Raw genomic sequence first — 16,236 nt, 5'->3', positions numbered from 1 at the left:
GGTAGCCATCGCAGGGAAGCAAGGGGTCCGGGCCGGCCGACTGAGGGGTGCGTAGCGGCTAGAACTTCCAGCCGAACTTGAGGCTCAGATTGGATATGCCGGCATTATGTTCGCACAATCCGGCGTTCGACATGTGTTCGTAAGCCAGTGTCGCGGTCGCGTTTTCGGTCAGGGTCATGCCCACGCCGAAACGCTCATAGAAATTGACACGGCAGCCATACTTGCGTCGGCCAAGCGGAGCTTCATCGCCCAAATAGCCAGTGTGGATGGCGCCGCCGAATGTGCCTTCAAGATAAAGCGGCGTGTCAAAGAGCTGTGCCTGCCATGTCAGCCCCGCGTGGAATAGGCTGTCTTCCCCGCGCAGGTTCACCGTCGCACCAATCTCTGGGCGAGGGGACCCGATCCACCGAAACGCGTCGAGGTCTGGCGAGGTGAACAGAACGTCGAAATTGACGTCCTCTAGCCGATCCCAAACCCAATCCTGCGGGTTCTGCGGCAGCATGGTGTAATGCACCAAGTGGTAGGAGGCGCCGATGCGCACCTCATCGACGATATCGAGTACACCTGCCGAGGGAAGGTCTTGGGCAACGGCTGGCATGCTCGTGCCAGCTAGTGCAGCCATCAACAGCAGGCAGGATCTCAATGTCGCCATCGAACTCACTCTCGAACACGCATCTAGCAGGCAGCTGCTGCTAAGGACCCGCCAAACCGGCCCGTTTGCTTGCAGGCAAGAAGGAAGCATGGTTGTGGAGCCTTGGCAAGGACGGGCCGCTGACCCACACCGCGCCAGTCGATGACCACTGCTGTTCAAGGGTCCCACGGAAGGTGCCCAGCCCATCCGCTTCCCGCGGAATGAAAGGGGGCTCGGGAGTACTGTTGCTCATCTATCACGCATGCCTAAAACCTGCGCGGAGCAGCAGCATGGGTTTGACTTCAACCGTGGCGAGCTTAGCATTCCCTTACATCCCGCTGATTTGCCCGTGACACCCATGCCAAAAACTGCGGCCCTTGCTGGGCTCCTGCTCTTGACGTCTACCGCTGCTTTTGCCGGCGAACTCGAGGTCTCCGTCTACGGCGGGATGAACGAAAGTTCGCATACCCATGGCGAGCTTTCGAACGGGACGAGCGTGCAGGGCGGCTACTTCAAATGGGAAGGGCGCTCGTTCGAGGGGCCGGTCTACTATGGCGCTCGGCTGACCTACTGGCCGGAGAGCTTCGCCAGCTGGGGCCTAGCGCTCGACTTCACCCATGCTAAGGCCTATGCGGATTTAAGCCAACTCGGCGCGCCAGGCAATTACACGCGCCTCGAATTCACCGACGGGCTGAACCTGCTGACCGCCAACGCCCTTTACAAACATGATTGGGAAAACGGCCTCCGCGCTTATGTCGGGGCAGGGGCCGGCGTCAGCATTCCTCATGTCGAGGTCACAACTACTCCCAGCACTGTCGTGGGGGCCACCGAGACCTTCGAATACCAGCTAACCGGGCCTGCCTTCCAGGCACTGGCCGGCGCCAGCTATGAGTTCGCCGAGGATTGGCGTGTGTTTGGCGAATATAAGCTAAGCTATTCGGTTAACACCGCGCGCCTTGCCGATGGCGCGGGGACGTTCTCGACGAACTTCACCAGCCACCATGTGCTAGGTGGCATCAGCTACTCCTTCGACGCCGGCGAGTTCTAGAAAAGCGGGGCAGCAACACCGCGGTTCGCATCGTTTGCTAACGTGTGCGACGGCCTGGTCGCGGCATCAATCATGCTGCGGCATCAGCGGCTGACTGCTTGAAACGCCCGCACAAGGTCCTGCAGCTCGCGGTCCTTGGTCTGCTCTATATCTGTCGCCGGGGTGTAGCCGTCAGCCTCCAGGGCCCGCCTGAGCAGGACGTGAATGGCGGCAACCGGATCCGGCGGCGGGTCCTGCTCAAGACGCCACTTGTTCATCGCTGATGCGAGATCTTTGTCCATGTTCAAGAGAATCGTTACTTCTTCATCCAGCTGGATAGGGAGGTTACGCAGCAACATGTCGATAGCGGTCCTTCGGCTTCTTGCCAAGATGTCCACGCAGTATTCGCACGGCAAGTTCCGGCGTCCGGTAACGCTAACCCCCCGCAATTTTATCAATTTCGTCCTCTCTACGGCTCAGGGCAGAGCCACCTCGATGCATCTGACGGCCAATGTCCTGCGTTGCAGCTCCGTATGAGCATCGATCTGCAACAGCCCCAAGCCAAGCGGCTCCTGGTGGTTTTCGGTACGCGGCCGGAAGCCCTCAAGTGCTTTCCCGTCGTTCGCGCAGCGATGGCGAGACCTGGCATTAAAACCAGGGTCTGCATCACCGCTCAGCACCGGGAGATGGTGGATCGTATCGTCGAACTCACCGGCATGCCCGTCCACGACGACCTCGACGTCATGCGCCCTGGGCAAACACTCGCTGGGGTCACTGCGCAGGTGCTGGCGGGAGTGCAGGAGGTCATCGAAGCGTTTCGCCCGGACGCAATCCTTGTGCAGGGGGATACCACGACCGCAATGGCAGCAGCCCTCGCAGCCTTCTATCAGCGTATTCCTGTGGCGCATGTGGAGGCGGGGCTACGCAGCCACGATATCAATTCGCCTTTCCCCGAAGAGCTGAACCGGCGGGTCCTTGGCGAACTTGCGGAGTGGCATTTCGCGCCGACTGAGCAGGCGCAGCGCAATCTGCTGGCGGAAGGCAAGAAAGAGGCCAGCGTATTCGTCACCGGCAACACGGTCATTGATACCCTGCTGCATTTCTCCAAGGCTATGGATGCCGATCCCACCATCAGCGCCTCTTTTGCCCAGCGGTTTGCTTTTCTCGACCCCACGAAAAAGCTGATCCTGGTTACGGGTCATCGACGGGAGAATTTCGATGGCGGGATCGAACGGATCTGCACCGCCCTGAGCCAACTGGCCGCCCGGCCCGACACGCAGATCGTCTACCCCGTTCATCCCAATCCAAACGTGCGGGACATTGTTGATCGCCGGCTTCGGGGCACACCTAACCTGATCCTCACCGATCCGCTGGACTATCTGCCCTTCTTGTACCTACTCAAGCGCAGCTATCTGGTGCTCACTGACAGCGGCGGCATTCAGGAGGAAGCGCCTGCGCTTGGCAAACCGGTGCTGGTGATGCGGGAGAACACCGAGCGTCCAGAAGGGGTGGAGGCCGGTACAGCCCGCCTGGTCGGCACGGACGTCGACAAGATTGTCAGCACGGCTATTCAGCTCTTGGAGCAAGAAACCGCCTATCTTCAGATGGCTGAGACCCACAATCCCTACGGGGACGGGCGGGCAGGCGAGCGCATAGTCGACCTGCTAGCAAGCCGGATTTAAGCCAAGCGCCCAAGGGCCAGCCTTCAGCCCTCAACGGTCATGCTAATGCGGGGGATGGGCCTGGGCTTCGCTGACGGCCAGTTCGGCCATGGCGAGCGCAGCCTCGCGCGTCTTGGCTGCTGCCACGAAGCGCCCGTTGTGGCAGAAGCTGGCGCCAACCACACCCGAGGCAGCCTCGAGATCTGCATTGGTCAGCCCAGCCCAACTCGCCGGCAGATCGGCGCGCGTTTCGAAGCCCTCGTCGCCCCGCCGGATCGTCGTGACGCACCAGTCCCGATCCCGCGGATGCACGACAAACAGCAGGTGCTCGGCGCCTGCTTTAACAATAGCCGGACGGAAGGGCATGCCCATGGGCAGCTCAAGGATAGGCCTCGAGCCCGCAGCCTCGATGGCCTGGCTAACAATGCTCTCTGCCCGCAGCTTGGCGGCGTAGCGCGCCACCCGGGCTTCCACGAAACTGCGGGCAATTGCCAGCGCCCCATGGAACGCCCGGTCATCGGCTTCTGGCGTCTTGTCGTCGAACACTGGTTTCAACGTTTCGAGCAGTACCGGTAGCGTGAGGTCCGCCAAGGGGCCCGTGGGGCTTAGCGCGCCATTGTCCGTGAGATCTATCGGGAGCACGAAATCGGCGTCGAAGGCCGCATAGACCTCTTCGACATGCTCTGCGGGAATGCCGCTCGCTGCGAGATAGTCCCGACCGTGATGTCTCCAGACCAGCCCGAACGAGCTATAGGGCTGCCCATCCTCGCGCAGTGGGGCGCCCCGTTGATGATGATCGAAGATGGCGTGCTGCGGATCATAGGCGCCGCCCACATCATAGATGATGCGATCAGTGCTCGGCGTAATCCATTCAGGTGCCCGGCTGCGCACGATCGCGGCGTCCGGATGGAGCCGGGTAAGGACAACGCTGGAGAGCAGCTCATCCGCATGAAATCCGCCCGAATGGGTCACAAGATAGGCGATGGTCATGCGAACTACTTCAGTAAGAGGTTGCGAGTTGGTGCGGGTTCTCACGCGACGAGAGCTGAGGCGCTCGCAGGAAAGACTCCTTTGAACCAAGCAATACTCAGGTTATCCAGGGTTAACAACAAGTAAGCTGCATCGTCTCCTCCACCTCACCACTAACTCGTGATCTCTTCGTAACCCTAGGGTTGATGGTCATCACAGCAGAGATCAGTAGCCGAGCGCAGCAGGTGGAGGAACGCAGCCGCTCCTCCACTCATTGGTTCGGTGAGCGGCTTGAGTCGTTCGGACACAGAGCAGAAATGCAACAAGTTCATTCTAGCCCTTGGGCTTTCCACCGCGCTGGTTGCAACCCCGGTACTGGCGCAGGACGCTGGTTGGGACCTCAATACCGACAACCAGATCGATCAGAACGAATTCTCGACTGGCTTCACCGGCACCGGCATGTATCGCAACTGGGATGCCGACACGAGCGGCTATCTGGACAACAATGAGATCGGCACCGGCCTTTACGGCGCCTATGACCGTGACGCCAGCGGCGGCATCTCCGAAGATGAATATGCTCGTGGCGGGCTTTTCGACAATGACTACGGCGACTGGGACACCGACGAGAGCGGCTTCATCGAAGAGCCCGAATTCCGGGCTGGCTGGGATACGACCGCCCGCTACAACGAGTGGGACGCCGATGGCGACGCCCAGCTGACCGAGGATGAGTTCAACCAAGGCGTCTACACCTCCTTTGACCGCGATGACGATCAGGTCTTGACCCCCGACGAGTTCGGTGCGCAGCCAGGTGATCTCGGTGAAGAGGGCTGGTTCGACTTCTAAAGATCCGCAAGTCGAAGGTGGGCCGCTTGGCCCACCTTCTCGTTTTCAAACTAACCCCGCATCATGCGCTGCCCGCCGACAATTGCAGCGGCACCCGCGACCACAGCGGCATCCTCGACCAGGCCAGTCGTCGTCTGGCCGTGCTGTTCCATCGCCTTCAGCCGGGCCTTCCAACCGGGGTAGGAGGCCAATACGGCCGTCGTGCCACCCACCGCCGCACCCAGCCACCGGTCGCGACGGGGCGAGAGCGCCGCCCCCGCAATGGCCGAGGTGATGAACCGAGCGGTCAAACCAATCGGTACGATTCGGTCCGGCGCCGATTTCTGCTTGTCCCCGGCAATCTCGGCCAAGGCCAAGGTCACCGCCCCGGTGACGACCATCGGATGACTCAAGAGGCGCGGCGCGCCATTATCTTGGGGCAGTAAATCATAGGCAGCGGCTACAGAAACGGTGGCGAGCGGTGTCATCGCACGTTGTCCGGCCACGAGGCCCATCAGAAATGAAGCAAGCACAAGCAATCTCCCGTTAAGTATGGGAGATCAACCGGTCGCGGACCGGGCAGTTCCCTCGCATCCTCAGCCGGCTCTCTCGTTTATTCGCCGCGCGCCGTTTCGGCGATGCGCCGCTTGAACGGCACCCGTAGCGCGAAGAACAGGGCAGCACCGCCAAAGCAATAGGCGGCATAGCCGAAGCTCTGCAGGTCGAGATCGATACCGATGTCGATCAGATAGCCGGCAATGCCCGGTCCCAAGGCCGATGCGGCGACCAGCGCCGCCGTAGCCAATGCGCGAATGGCTCCGATATGCCTTGTGCCGTACACCTCGGCCCAGAGCGCACCCACCACTGGTGACATCATCCCGGCAGTCAAACCGAACAAGATGAAGAACAGCGGGTTCGACCATTGGGGTTCAATGAGGCCCAAAACCAGGCACCCGATCCCTTCGGGCAAAAGGAAAACTGGCATCAGGCGCCATGCGCCAAAGCGGTCGACGAGCGCTCCCGCCAAGAGCGACGTCACGACGACGGTGAGCGCCAGGAGCGGGTAGGAGGCTGTGAAAAAGGTCAGGTCCCACCCCTTGAGCTCCACCAGATGCGCCTGGTGAAACATGTAGAGCGTGCCAATCGCTGGTGGTGCCATGATGCCGGGGATGATCATGAAGAACAGCGGATCGCGTAATACCCGGCCACGATTCCACTGCGACCCAGTCAAGCTGCCACCGGTCTCCCCATCCGGGTTGACCTGTCCCCGCGCCACTGCGCGCTTTCCATCCGGTGGGTCGCGCAGCAGGAACCAGATAATGGGGCAGATCACCAGGAACAGCGTCAGGGCGGTGCCGAACCAAACCTCGCGCCAGCCAAATGTCAGGATAGCCAGGGTGATCATAAACGGGGTCAAGGCGTCGCCAGTGGCGGTGCCAAGTCCCGCCAGCGAGATCGCCCGGCCGCGGAAGCGGTTGAACCAGCGCGACATGGTCGTCATCGCAATGTGGCTCAGCATGCCCTGGCCAAAGAACCGCAGCGCCGCCAAGGTCAGCACGAGGGTTACAATGTGGTTCTGTACCGACATGGCGAGCGCAACCAGTCCCAGCCCGACAGCCGAGGCAATGGCCAAAGCCCGGGCGCCGATCCGGTCCGCCAGCCCACCGGCCCAAACCAGACAGACGGCGCTGGCAAGCGTTGCAATGGTGTAGATGCCGCCAAACGCCCCGTGACTGAGTTCGAACTGGGTTCGAATGGCCGTATTGAACTGCGCGATGAAGATGGTCTGCCCCGGTATCGTCGCAAACGCCATGGCGTAGCCCCCCGCGATCCATTGGACCTGACGCGCTGTGAGTTCGGATAGGGGCGGAGATTTGGTCTGGGCCGTCATGCTGGAGGCGATATCCGGAGCTAACAGGCGCAGAAGCGCCTGCTGAATTGTCCGCTGGCATTCGCGAAGCCTCGGACCGTGGTGGGTGGAAAAGGAAACCGAGCAGACTGCGGCTCGGATGAAGCTGGGTCAAACTAGCCCAAGTGTCGGCCGATCGTAAACCCTCGCGGCATGGTCGCCTAGCGTTCGGAGGACTGCGCGCAGGAGATGCAGAACCGGGTCGCTGGATCGACCCTGAGCCGCCCGGCAGCGATAGGCTCACCGCAGTCTTCGCAATAGCCATATTCGCCCAGTTCGATGCGGCGCAGGGCCGCCTCTACGGCAACCTTGCGGGCACGCCGCCGGACGTCCGAGGCTTGCGCCAGAGCTTGCCCCTGCATGGCGTCCATCCTGGATAGCCGCCCGACGCTCTGCTGGTCGAGGGCCACGGGCGCGCGGTCCTGTTCGGTAGCTTCCGAAAGCCGGATCAGCTCCTCCAGCTCCTGCTGGAGCCGGGGGAGCATCTCGGTGGAGAGATCGGAATCTGGCATGAATCCGGGCGCTCGCTTCCTAGCGGAACAGCATCACGGGGATCCGGACCGAGCGGATCATTTCGGTCGTGGTGCTGCCGATGATGAAGCTGCGTACCCGCGAATGGCCATAGGCGCCCATAACCAGGAGGTCGATGTGGTCGGCTTCGGCATGGGCTGCGATCACCTTGTCCGGTTCGCCCGGTTCGATCAGCGCATCGACGGCGTAGCCTGCGTTGCGCAGGGTCCCCGCCGAACTCTCCAGCTTGCCGCGGTTCTCTGGGGTCTCCTTGCCCACCATGATCATGGTACAGGCAAGACCGGGGAACAGCGTGCCCGCAGCAATGTGGTTCACGGCCTTCATGATGCTCTCGCCGCCATCGAACGCGATCAAGAACCGGTTGACGGGCTTGAAGGCGCGCGATGCAACAAGAACCGGCTTACGACTAGTGCGGGCGACACGCTCCAGATTAGAGCCGAGGTGCAGCTTGGCAAAGTCGGCTGCTTCCCCCCGCTTGCCGATAAGGACGAGATCGGCGTCTGCTTCGAGCTCATGGACCGCATCCACAATGTCGCCCATGCGCAGCTTAGCGTGCACCTCTCCGACCCCGGCAGTGAGCAGCCTGGATCGGGCGGTGTCGACGATGAGACGGCCCCGGTCCCGCGCGAGCTTGGCGCGTTGCTCGTCATGGGCAGCCAGATCGTTCAGCAGGGCGCTATGCGCGCCTGCTTCCAGATTGCCGCTGAGATCGACTGGTGCGCTGGATACATCACGGCGCCCGATTACATGAACGACGTCCACGGAGGCTCCGATGGTCGTTGCGACCCAGGCGGCATGGTCCAGCACGCTTTCAGAGTAGACCGAACCGTCTACGAAGGCGATGAGCTTAGGCATTGGTGATCCTCCCTTAGTGTCCCATGAGGCGTTCGAGCGCCCCTGGTTTGTCATGGATAGCCAGTCGGTCGACGATGGTCTCGCTGGCGTTGTTCATGCCAACCAGTTGCACCTCCGCGCCTTCGCGGCGGAACTTGAGGATAATCATGTCCAGCGCCTGGACGCTTGAGATATCCCAGATGTGGGCGCGGCTGACATCGATGGTGACCTTGTCGAGCGCCTCTTTGAAGTCGAACGCGGCCGTGAAGTCCTCGGCCGACGCAAAGAAGATCTGCCCTTCCACCGTATAGGTGCGTTCCCGGCCGTCATCGGACGCAACTGAAGTGACGCGGAAGATCTGCGATATCTTCCACGCAAAGAAGATGCCGGACAGTAGGACGCCGATCAGCACGCCGATTGCGAGGTTATGTGTGTAGACCACCGTGACCACGGTCGCGAGCATGACGATCGAGGAGCTGCGGGGATGCACGACCAGGTTCTTCAGCGACACCCAGGAAAAGGTACCGATCGAAACCATGATCATGATCGCGACCAGAGCCGCCATGGGGATGATGCTGACCAGATCGCCCAGCACCAGGATCATGAACAGCAGGAACACCCCGGCCATGAAGGTCGACAAGCGGCCACGCCCGCCCGATTTGATGTTGATGATGGACTGCCCGATCATCGCGCAACCTGCCATGCCGCCAATGAAGCCAGTGGCCGTATTGGCAATGCCCTGGCCGATGCACTCCTGGTTCTTGTCGCTCTTGGTGTCGGTCAGGTCATCTACGATCTGTGCCGTCATCAACGATTCCAGCAGCCCCACCACCGCAACGGCGGCTGAGTAGGGCAGGATGATGAGGAGCGTTTCAAGCGTGAGCGGGATCTGCGGAATGAGGAACACCGGCAAGGTGTCGGGCAATGCGCCCATGTCGCCCACGGTACGCAGGTCCATGCCGAGGACGATCGAAATAGCCGTCAGCACCACGATGCACACCAGCGGCGAAGGGATCGCCTTGGTGATGCGCGGGAAGAGATAGATGATCGCGAGACCGCCAGCCACCATTGCGTAGGTGAGCCAGGTCACGTTGGTCAACTCGGGCAATTGCGCCATGAAGATCAGGATGGCCAGCGCGTTGACGAAGCCGGTCATGACCGACTTCGATACGAACCGCATGACATAGCCCAGCTTCAGGAACCCGGCCGCGATCTGGAGCAGGCCCGCAAGAACGGTCGCGGCCAGCAGATATTCTAGCCCATAATCCCGCACCAGGGTAATCATCAGCACCGCCGTGGCGGCCGTTGCCGCCGAGATCATGCCCGGGCGCCCACCCACAAAAGCGATCAGGACGGCGATGGAGAAGGAAGCGTAAAGGCCGATTTTGGGGTCGACGCCTGCAATGATCGAAAAGGCGATGGCTTCCGGGATCAGGGCAAGTGCGACCACAAGGCCGGCGAGTATGTCTCCACGAATGTTGCCGAACCATTCGGCGCGCATTCGGTGCAAGGTTTCGATCATTTATTCTTCCGTAAAGAGTAGGGCTTCAGCGTGGGAATGCGCAGCAGAGTAGATGCCCCGCATTCGGCTCGGTGCGTCGCTGCAGTGATCCAGTGGCTTCCGGCTCTTTCAGTAGCGGGAACAATCCTGCTATCGCGATCGGCCCACCAAATGCGGCAAGCCGTGGATAAAAGAGCTATTCAGAAGGGGTCGAAGAACAGTGGTGCTGGATACAATGCGCGAACGCAGATCTGTCAAATACTGTGCTTGAGTTGACCGGGGGATAGGCGCCCGGAGAAGCCACCCGCCAAGCGGGTCCGACGACAAGCCCGTTATTGCCCCAATCTCTGCCCGATAGCAACCTTCCACCAACATCAATGCCGATTGAAACGACAGCTCAGCATTCTTTGCCTAAGACAAACTGCAACCAACGTCGGAACTGCATGCCCATAGGTTTGTTCAATTGGCATCACGCACAAAGGAGCATCCCGATGAAGAAGTTCGCCCCAATCGCCGTCGTCGCCGTCGCGGCTCTCTCGATCACCGGCTGCACGTCCACGCAGCGGACCGTCACTGGCGCAGCCGTTGGTGGCGTCGCAGGTGCTGCAGTTGGTGGAGCGGTCGCCGGTACCCCTGGTGCAGTCGTAGGCGCTGGTGCTGGCGCTGCTACCGGTGCCGTCATCGCAAACTGACCTGACACTCAGCGTCAGACGCTAACAATTGCCTCGCTTGGCACCTCATCGGTAAGCGAGACCATAGAGGCGGGCGGTACTGCCGTCCGCTACTTCCCCAAGGCAATGATAGCGCGCACCTCGGTCTCAACCGAATCGAGGATCGCGTTGATCGCCGCTGTCGCTCGATCCACATTCTCGACCAAAATGGCATCGGCGAGATCCCGGTGCATGGGGAAGGAGCCAAGCCCAAAGGCGTCGGCCGAAAAGGGCGACGAACCGCCTCGCTCAAGGGCGCGGTCGAGGTTCATCAGCAACTGCCCATACATCGGGTTACCCGACGCGTCATAGATAGCGCCGTGAAAGGCGTGGTCGGCCTTGCGCCAGGGGCGACCGGCATCAACTTCGACGAGCAAGATCTCGCACAAGCGGGAAATCTCTTCACGTTGCGCGCGCGTGGCCTTCAACGTCGCCTTACGAACGACGTCATTTTCGAGCGTCCGGCGGATTTCCATAAGCCGCAGGAGCGCTTCGCCTTCCAGCCTGACCATGGTCGGGACAATGCCCCGCGAGGTCTGCACCCGAGCTGACAAATAGGTGCCATCACCGCGCCGGCGCCGGATGATTCCCAGTCCCTCCCAGCGGTTAAGCGCTTCCCGTATGGTCGATCGTCCAACACCTAGGCTCGTCGCCAGTGAGGTTTCCGGCGGCAGCCGATCACCGATCTGCAAACCGGCACGCTCCACCATCTCGGCAAGGGCATCCAACACCGCCACGTTGCGGGATCGGTTCTCCAGCGGTTCGAGAAAGTGCAGCGGTGCTTGCCGACTCATGAGCCCAGTCCTTGAGGCATCTTCGCTGGCGCCAAACACCACATCTTGGCGCCGTTGTCAGCCATGCGCGCGCCGAGGCTCACCAAGATCGAGCAGTTCGCCGAGCGCCTCCAGCAGAACGTCCATCTGCGGTCGAGAATTATAACCCTGCACCGAAAGCCGGGCGATGTAGGTGTCCTGCCACCGGAAGACTGGCATTTCGATTTTGTACCGATCGAACAAGGTCTTGTGGACCTCGGCGGTGTCGCATTCGGGAATAGGCATCGCCACCATTTGCGGCGCCGAAAATTCGGGGGCCGACAATGGCGCGAGGCCGGTCAGTCCCTGCAGTCGCCGCGCAGTGTCTTGGGCCAGAGCGGTGCAATGTGCAGCGACGCCGGTCCAGTCATTGTCCTGCCGGAAGCGGATTGCTTCTGGCATGGCGAGCCACGCCGACGGGTCGCGTGTTCCCTGCACCTCGATTTCGTCGATAAAGGGCGAGTTGCCGAAGGCCCCTTTGGCCCCCGGTTCCTTGCTCTGCGCCGTCCAGCCGTGGCTGATAACCAGTGGATCAAGCAGGCCCTGCACCTCCGGACGCGCATAGAGAAAGGCGGACCCCTTGGGTGTCATCATCCATTTGTGGCAATTGCCCGCGTAGAAATCCGCGCCCAAGCTATCAAGCTCGAGCGGAATGTGCCCCGGCGTATGAGCGCCATCGATGACCGACCAGATCGCCCGGCGGCGTGCTTCGGCCACCACTTCGGCGATGGGGAAGAGCAGGGCGGTCGGCGAGGTAATGTGGCTGAGAAAGAGTACTCGGGTGCGCTCAGTCATTCCGGCGATGATCGCATCGGTAAAATTGGCTTCGGAAACCAGCGGCAGTGGCACCTTCACCACGACCACTTCCGCGCCGGTCTGGCGGCAAACAAAAGCCCAGGTCTTTTCCAGCGCCGAGTACTCGTGGTCGGTGGTTAGAATCTGGTCGCCGGGCCGCAGCTGCAGCGAGCGGGCGACGATGTTGAGGCCGCTCGTGGCGTTCGTCACCGCTGCGATATTTGCTGGCGCCGCCCCGAGTTCGGCCGCAAGCACCTCGCGCGGCGTGCGCATGAGTTCGGTGAGGCGCCGGCCCAGAAACTCCACCGGCTCACTTTCCAGCTCCAACTGGAACCGCTGATAGGCTTCGAACACCGGCCGGGGGCAGGCGCCGAACGAGCCATGATTGAGGAAGACGACGTCTTCGCGCAGCAAAAACTGTCGGGCAAGATTGGCGGACACTTCAACGGCCTTTCAGGGTCGGATCGAGGGCGTCGCGCAGGCCGTCGCCGAAAAGCGAGGTCGCCAGCACGCTGATGGCGAGCGCAGCGGTGGGAAACACTGCGAGGTGCCAGTAGAAGAACATGTAGTCGATGCCCTCATTGATCATCTGTCCCCAGGTGGGCGTTGGCGGCGGCACCCCGACCCCGAGAAAGCTCAGGCTCGCCTCGAGCATCATTGCCAGGGGGATCGCCAGGACGAACCCGACGATGATGGGGCTGATGGAATTGGGAATAAGGTGTCGACGGATGATGTAGGCGGGTGACGCGCCCAGGGCTTGCGCCGCACGAACGAATTCCTTCTCGCGGAAAGACTTCACCTGCGCCCGAACCAACAGGCACACCTGCACCCAGCCGAACAGCGCGGCGATGAAGACAATCATGCCATAGCCACCCCGCGTCAGCGACCCCAGCAACAGGGCACCGAGCAGCGGCGGGACCACCGAAAAAAGCTCGATGATGCGCATGATGATCCAGTCGACCTTGCCACCGAAATACCCCGCAAGCGCACCCAGCGGGATACCGATGAGCACCGAAAAACCCGCCGCGATGAAACCGATCGAGAGCGATACTCGGGCGCCGTAGACGATGCGGCTATAGAAGTCCCGCCCCAGATTATCGACTCCAAACCAATGGCTTGCCGAGGGAAACGCCAGTGCTTCGGTAAGAAAGAGTTGCCCTTCAGGCGGGTATGGCGTGATGAGCGGGGCGAACACCGCCATCAGCACCAGAACCAGGAGCACGGCGCCACCCACCACCGCCGCCTTGTTGCCCAGGAAGCGGCGCCAGGCAAACCAGAGCGGACCGCGTTGCCGGGCCGGGGGAGCCTCTGCTGTGAACTCGCTCATGAGGTGCCTCCCACCCGAATACGCGGGTTGATCAGGGCATAGACCAGGTCCGACAGGAGATAGGCGATGCAATACATGAAGGTGATCATCAGCATCAGCGCCATCTCGAGTGGATAGTCCCGCTGCTGGATAGAGGAGACGAAATAGGCGCCCAGCCCCGGCACCCGGAACATGGCTTCCACAAAGATGGACCCGGTTGCTGTGCCGATAAACATGGGCAGGAAGACCGTCACCAGCGGAATGGCCGAGTTGCGCAGGACATGCTGGAAGACGATCCGCCGCTCCGACAGCCCCTTTGCCCGCAATACGGTGACAAAGGGTCGGCTCATCGTGTCGAGCATCGCCGAGCGGGTGTAGCGGGCATAGGTTGCCAGCGGAATGGTGGCGTAACACGCGACCGGCAGGATCCACCGCTCCGGGTGGGGCCAGCCGCTGGCGGGCAACCAGTTCAGCCAAACTGCAAAGATCAGGATCAACAGCATGGCCGTCACAAAAACCGGGATGGTCAGGCCCAGCGTGGCGAACACCGAGGCAATATAGTCGACCCAGGTGTTGCGGTTGAGCGCCGCGGCCATGCCGAGGAGAATACCCAGCGGCGCCCCGATGAGCACGCCCAGTCCGCCCAAGACCAGGCTCGGCACCCAGGCGCGCGACAGGAGTTGGATGACGCTCTCACCGGGGCTCTGGTAAGGCACGCCGAAGTCGAACCGGAGCACGCCGGCCATATAGTTCAAATATTGGACATGGAGCGGCTGATCGAGGCCCAGTTGCGCCATCATGCGCTCCCGCACCGCGGCCGACACCGGCATCTCGTTGGCGTCGAAGGGCCCACCCGGAATGGCGTGCATCATCAAGAAGATGATGATCGAAACCGCAACAAACGTTACGGCGACCGACAGGAGACGACGAAGGATGTAACCGATCATCACTTGCCCCTATGACGTGACGAGTGCTTCGACGCGGTGTCCGCCCGCAAGCGTGACCAATTGCGGCTCCGCTCGTGGCGCTGTGCCGGTCTGCACCACCGTGAAGCGTGGCGTCTGGGCGTCGATCTCTTCAGCCGAAAGAAAGCGGCGCTCGCGCTTGTCGCGAGGGTTGGCCGCCGGCACGGCGTCGAGCAGGGCCCTTGTGTAGGGGTGCTGCGGTTCGGCGAAGATGCGATGGGTCGGCGCTTCTTCCACCACCCGCCCGCGATACATAACGACCACGCTGTCGGCCAATGATCTCACGGTGGAAAGATCGTGGCTGATAAAGAGGATGGAGAGGCCCATCTCGGCCTGGAGGCGCTTGAGCAGCCCGATGATCTGCGCCTTGACCGTGACGTCCAGCGCCGAAGTTGGCTCATCGGCCACGAGCACACTTGGCTCCAGCACTAGCGCCCGGGCGATGGCGACGCGCTGCCGCTGCCCCCCGGACAGTTCATGCGGATAGCGGTCGGCGAAGGCACGGTCGAGACTCACCCGCTCCAGCCAGTCCAGCGCCTTCTCCCGCTGCTCGCGCGCGGAGCCCACTTTGTGAATATGCAGGGGTTCGGCGATGATCTGCGTCAGCGTCATCATGGGGTCGAGCGCTGAATAGCTGTCCTGGAACACCACCTGCAGCTGGCGTCGCCACGGCTTGAGCGCCTCGGTGGAGAGGCTGGAGATATCCGTCCCGTGGACCAGAATCTGCCCCCGGCTCACATCGGTCAAACGCAAGGCCATCATGCCGGTGGTCGTCTTGCCCGAACCGCTTTCGCCAACAACGGCCACAATACGGTTGCGGGGCAGGGTGAGGTTGACCTCCCGCACCGCGTGGAAGTCGCCATACTGGCTGAACAGCCCACGCCGGCGCCGGGTACGATACGTCTTGGCCACGCCGCGCAGTTCAAGGGCGGGCGCTGCATCCTCGTCCCCGCGCGATGGTTCGAAGCGCGTTTGCAGGCTCGCCAGCAATTGCTTGGTATAGGCGTGCTGCGGTGCGTCGAAGATTTGTTGCACGGCGCCTTGTTCCATCACCTCGCCGGCATACATGACGAGGACACGGTCCACCGTTTCGGCAATCACCCCCAGATCATGGGTAATCATGATCAGCGCCATGCCAAATTCGGCCTGCACCTTCTTGATCAGCTGCAGGATCTGCGCCTGAATGGTGACGTCCAGTGCCGTAGTCGGCTCGTCCGCAATCAGCAGCTTGGGCTGGCAGGAGAGCGCCATGGCGATCATGGCGCGCTGCAACATGCCGCCCGAGAGCTGGTGTGGATAATAATCAAGCACGTCGCGCGCATTGATGATCTCGACCCGGCGCAGCATCGCTTCGGCCTCTTGCCGGGCCGCTTTCGTGCTCACCGGGCGATGCGCCTGGATGGTCTCGCTGATCTGGTGCCCGACCGTAAAGACGGGGTCGAACGCCGTCATCGGATCCTGGAAGATCATTGCGGCCGTGCGTCCGCGCAATCGGGCCAAATCCTCCTTGTTCGCTTTTTGCACATCGGTGCCGTCGAGCCGGAGCTTGGTGGCGCTGATCTCCGCGGTCGCTGGAAGCAGCCGCAAGAGCGCACTGCAACTAACGGATTTGCCCGATCCCGATTCCCCCACGATGCCGAGGCTTTCGCCCTGTTCCAGGCTGAAGCTGATGCCCCGCACGGCATCCACGCGGCCGCCATACTGGCGGAAACTCACGCGAAGGTCTTCGATTTCAACAAGCGGCATAGTTGGTCCCCGAAGCA

General features: G+C 61.7%; 17 protein-coding genes and 1 other annotated feature. Of the genes, 4 read left to right on the top strand and 13 right to left on the bottom strand.

Going from position 1 to position 16,236, the window contains the following annotated elements; all coding sequences use genetic code 11:
• Positions 1-58: 58 nt before the first annotated feature.
• Positions 59-652 carry an acyloxyacyl hydrolase gene (locus QOV41_RS13800; protein ID WP_284577310.1) on the bottom strand — a complete coding sequence of 198 codons (594 nt, stop codon included), beginning with the start codon at positions 650-652 and terminating at the stop codon, positions 59-61.
• Positions 653-989: 337 nt separating this feature from the next.
• Between QOV41_RS13800 and QOV41_RS13795 the strand changes: the two genes are divergently transcribed.
• Entirely contained in the window at positions 990-1,679 is a 690-nt protein-coding gene (locus QOV41_RS13795; RefSeq protein ID WP_284577309.1) for an outer membrane protein, read from the top strand.
• An 83-nt stretch (positions 1,680-1,762) separates the two neighbouring features.
• Here QOV41_RS13795 and QOV41_RS13790 read toward each other — a convergent pair whose 3' ends face one another.
• On the bottom strand, positions 1,763-2,017 hold the full coding sequence (locus tag QOV41_RS13790) for a hypothetical protein (protein ID WP_284577308.1): 255 nt from the start codon (positions 2,015-2,017) through the stop codon (positions 1,763-1,765).
• Positions 2,018-2,191: 174 nt separating this feature from the next.
• On the opposite strand from QOV41_RS13790, the gene wecB reads away from it, so the two are divergent.
• Complete coding sequence (gene wecB, locus QOV41_RS13785) at positions 2,192-3,340, top strand: non-hydrolyzing UDP-N-acetylglucosamine 2-epimerase (protein WP_284577307.1); 1,149 nt, start codon at positions 2,192-2,194, stop codon at positions 3,338-3,340.
• A 42-nt stretch (positions 3,341-3,382) separates the two neighbouring features.
• Here the strand turns inward: wecB and QOV41_RS13780 are convergent, their stop codons facing one another.
• On the bottom strand, positions 3,383-4,309 hold the full coding sequence (locus tag QOV41_RS13780) for an MYG1 family protein (RefSeq protein WP_284577306.1): 927 nt from the start codon (positions 4,307-4,309) through the stop codon (positions 3,383-3,385).
• A 270-nt stretch (positions 4,310-4,579) separates the two neighbouring features.
• Here QOV41_RS13780 and QOV41_RS13775 point away from each other — a divergent pair, with 270 nt between their 5' ends.
• The gene (locus tag QOV41_RS13775; protein WP_284577305.1) at positions 4,580-5,131 is read left to right on the top strand and encodes an EF-hand domain-containing protein; all 552 of its coding nucleotides are present in this window, start codon (positions 4,580-4,582) and stop codon (positions 5,129-5,131) included.
• Positions 5,132-5,181: 50 nt separating this feature from the next.
• Here the strand turns inward: QOV41_RS13775 and QOV41_RS13770 are convergent, their stop codons facing one another.
• From QOV41_RS13770 to QOV41_RS13750, 5 genes are all read right to left on the bottom strand, one after another.
• Positions 5,182-5,643 carry a DUF4126 family protein gene (locus QOV41_RS13770; RefSeq protein ID WP_284577304.1) on the bottom strand — a complete coding sequence of 154 codons (462 nt, stop codon included), beginning with the start codon at positions 5,641-5,643 and terminating at the stop codon, positions 5,182-5,184.
• 80 nt (positions 5,644-5,723) lie between these two features.
• The gene (locus QOV41_RS13765; RefSeq protein ID WP_284577303.1) at positions 5,724-7,001 is read right to left on the bottom strand and encodes an MFS transporter; all 1,278 of its coding nucleotides are present in this window, start codon (positions 6,999-7,001) and stop codon (positions 5,724-5,726) included.
• Between the two features lie 179 nt (positions 7,002-7,180).
• Entirely contained in the window at positions 7,181-7,531 is a 351-nt protein-coding gene (locus tag QOV41_RS13760; RefSeq protein WP_284577302.1) for a TraR/DksA family transcriptional regulator, read from the bottom strand.
• A gap of 19 nt (positions 7,532-7,550) precedes the next feature.
• Positions 7,551-8,405, bottom strand: coding sequence for a universal stress protein (locus QOV41_RS13755; RefSeq protein ID WP_284577301.1), 855 nt, complete (start codon positions 8,403-8,405; stop codon positions 7,551-7,553).
• A 13-nt stretch (positions 8,406-8,418) separates the two neighbouring features.
• A complete protein-coding gene (locus QOV41_RS13750) occupies positions 8,419-9,906 on the bottom strand; it encodes a SulP family inorganic anion transporter (protein ID WP_284577300.1) in 1,488 nt (495 codons plus the stop codon).
• 249 nt (positions 9,907-10,155) lie between these two features.
• Positions 10,156-10,207 (bottom strand) — a sequence feature (sul1 is cis-regulatory element that is thought to sense ions involved in sulfur or methionine metabolism; They are found in Alphaproteobacteria).
• Between the two features lie 169 nt (positions 10,208-10,376).
• Between QOV41_RS13750 and QOV41_RS13745 the strand changes: the two genes are divergently transcribed.
• Positions 10,377-10,577, top strand: a complete 201-nt coding sequence (locus QOV41_RS13745; protein WP_284577299.1) for a hypothetical protein — start codon at positions 10,377-10,379, stop codon at positions 10,575-10,577.
• A gap of 89 nt (positions 10,578-10,666) precedes the next feature.
• On the opposite strand, the gene QOV41_RS13740 is transcribed toward QOV41_RS13745, so the two are convergent.
• Genes QOV41_RS13740 through QOV41_RS13720 form a run of 5 tightly spaced genes read right to left on the bottom strand, consistent with a single transcriptional unit; the run spans position 10,667 to position 16,219 of the window.
• Positions 10,667-11,389, bottom strand: a complete 723-nt coding sequence (locus QOV41_RS13740) for a FadR/GntR family transcriptional regulator (protein WP_284577298.1) — start codon at positions 11,387-11,389, stop codon at positions 10,667-10,669.
• Between the two features lie 57 nt (positions 11,390-11,446).
• Positions 11,447-12,643, bottom strand: a complete 1,197-nt coding sequence (locus QOV41_RS13735) for an aminotransferase class V-fold PLP-dependent enzyme (protein ID WP_284577297.1) — start codon at positions 12,641-12,643, stop codon at positions 11,447-11,449.
• A gap of 1 nt (position 12,644) precedes the next feature.
• Entirely contained in the window at positions 12,645-13,529 is an 885-nt protein-coding gene (locus QOV41_RS13730; protein ID WP_284577296.1) for an ABC transporter permease, read from the bottom strand.
• Complete coding sequence (locus QOV41_RS13725; protein WP_284577295.1) at positions 13,526-14,455, bottom strand: ABC transporter permease; 930 nt, start codon at positions 14,453-14,455, stop codon at positions 13,526-13,528. Before QOV41_RS13725 ends, QOV41_RS13730 begins: the two co-directional genes overlap by 4 nt.
• A 9-nt stretch (positions 14,456-14,464) precedes the next feature.
• Positions 14,465-16,219, bottom strand: a complete 1,755-nt coding sequence (locus tag QOV41_RS13720; RefSeq protein ID WP_284577294.1) for an ABC transporter ATP-binding protein — start codon at positions 16,217-16,219, stop codon at positions 14,465-14,467.
• Between the last annotated feature and the right edge of the window lie 17 nt (positions 16,220-16,236).

It is taken from the genome of Devosia sp. RR2S18, assembly GCF_030177755.1.
Taxonomy (GTDB): Bacteria; Pseudomonadota; Alphaproteobacteria; order Rhizobiales; family Devosiaceae; genus Devosia; species Devosia rhizosphaerae.
The sequence above is the reverse complement of the archived record's forward strand: the minus strand, read 5'-3'. Positions and strand labels throughout refer to the sequence as shown.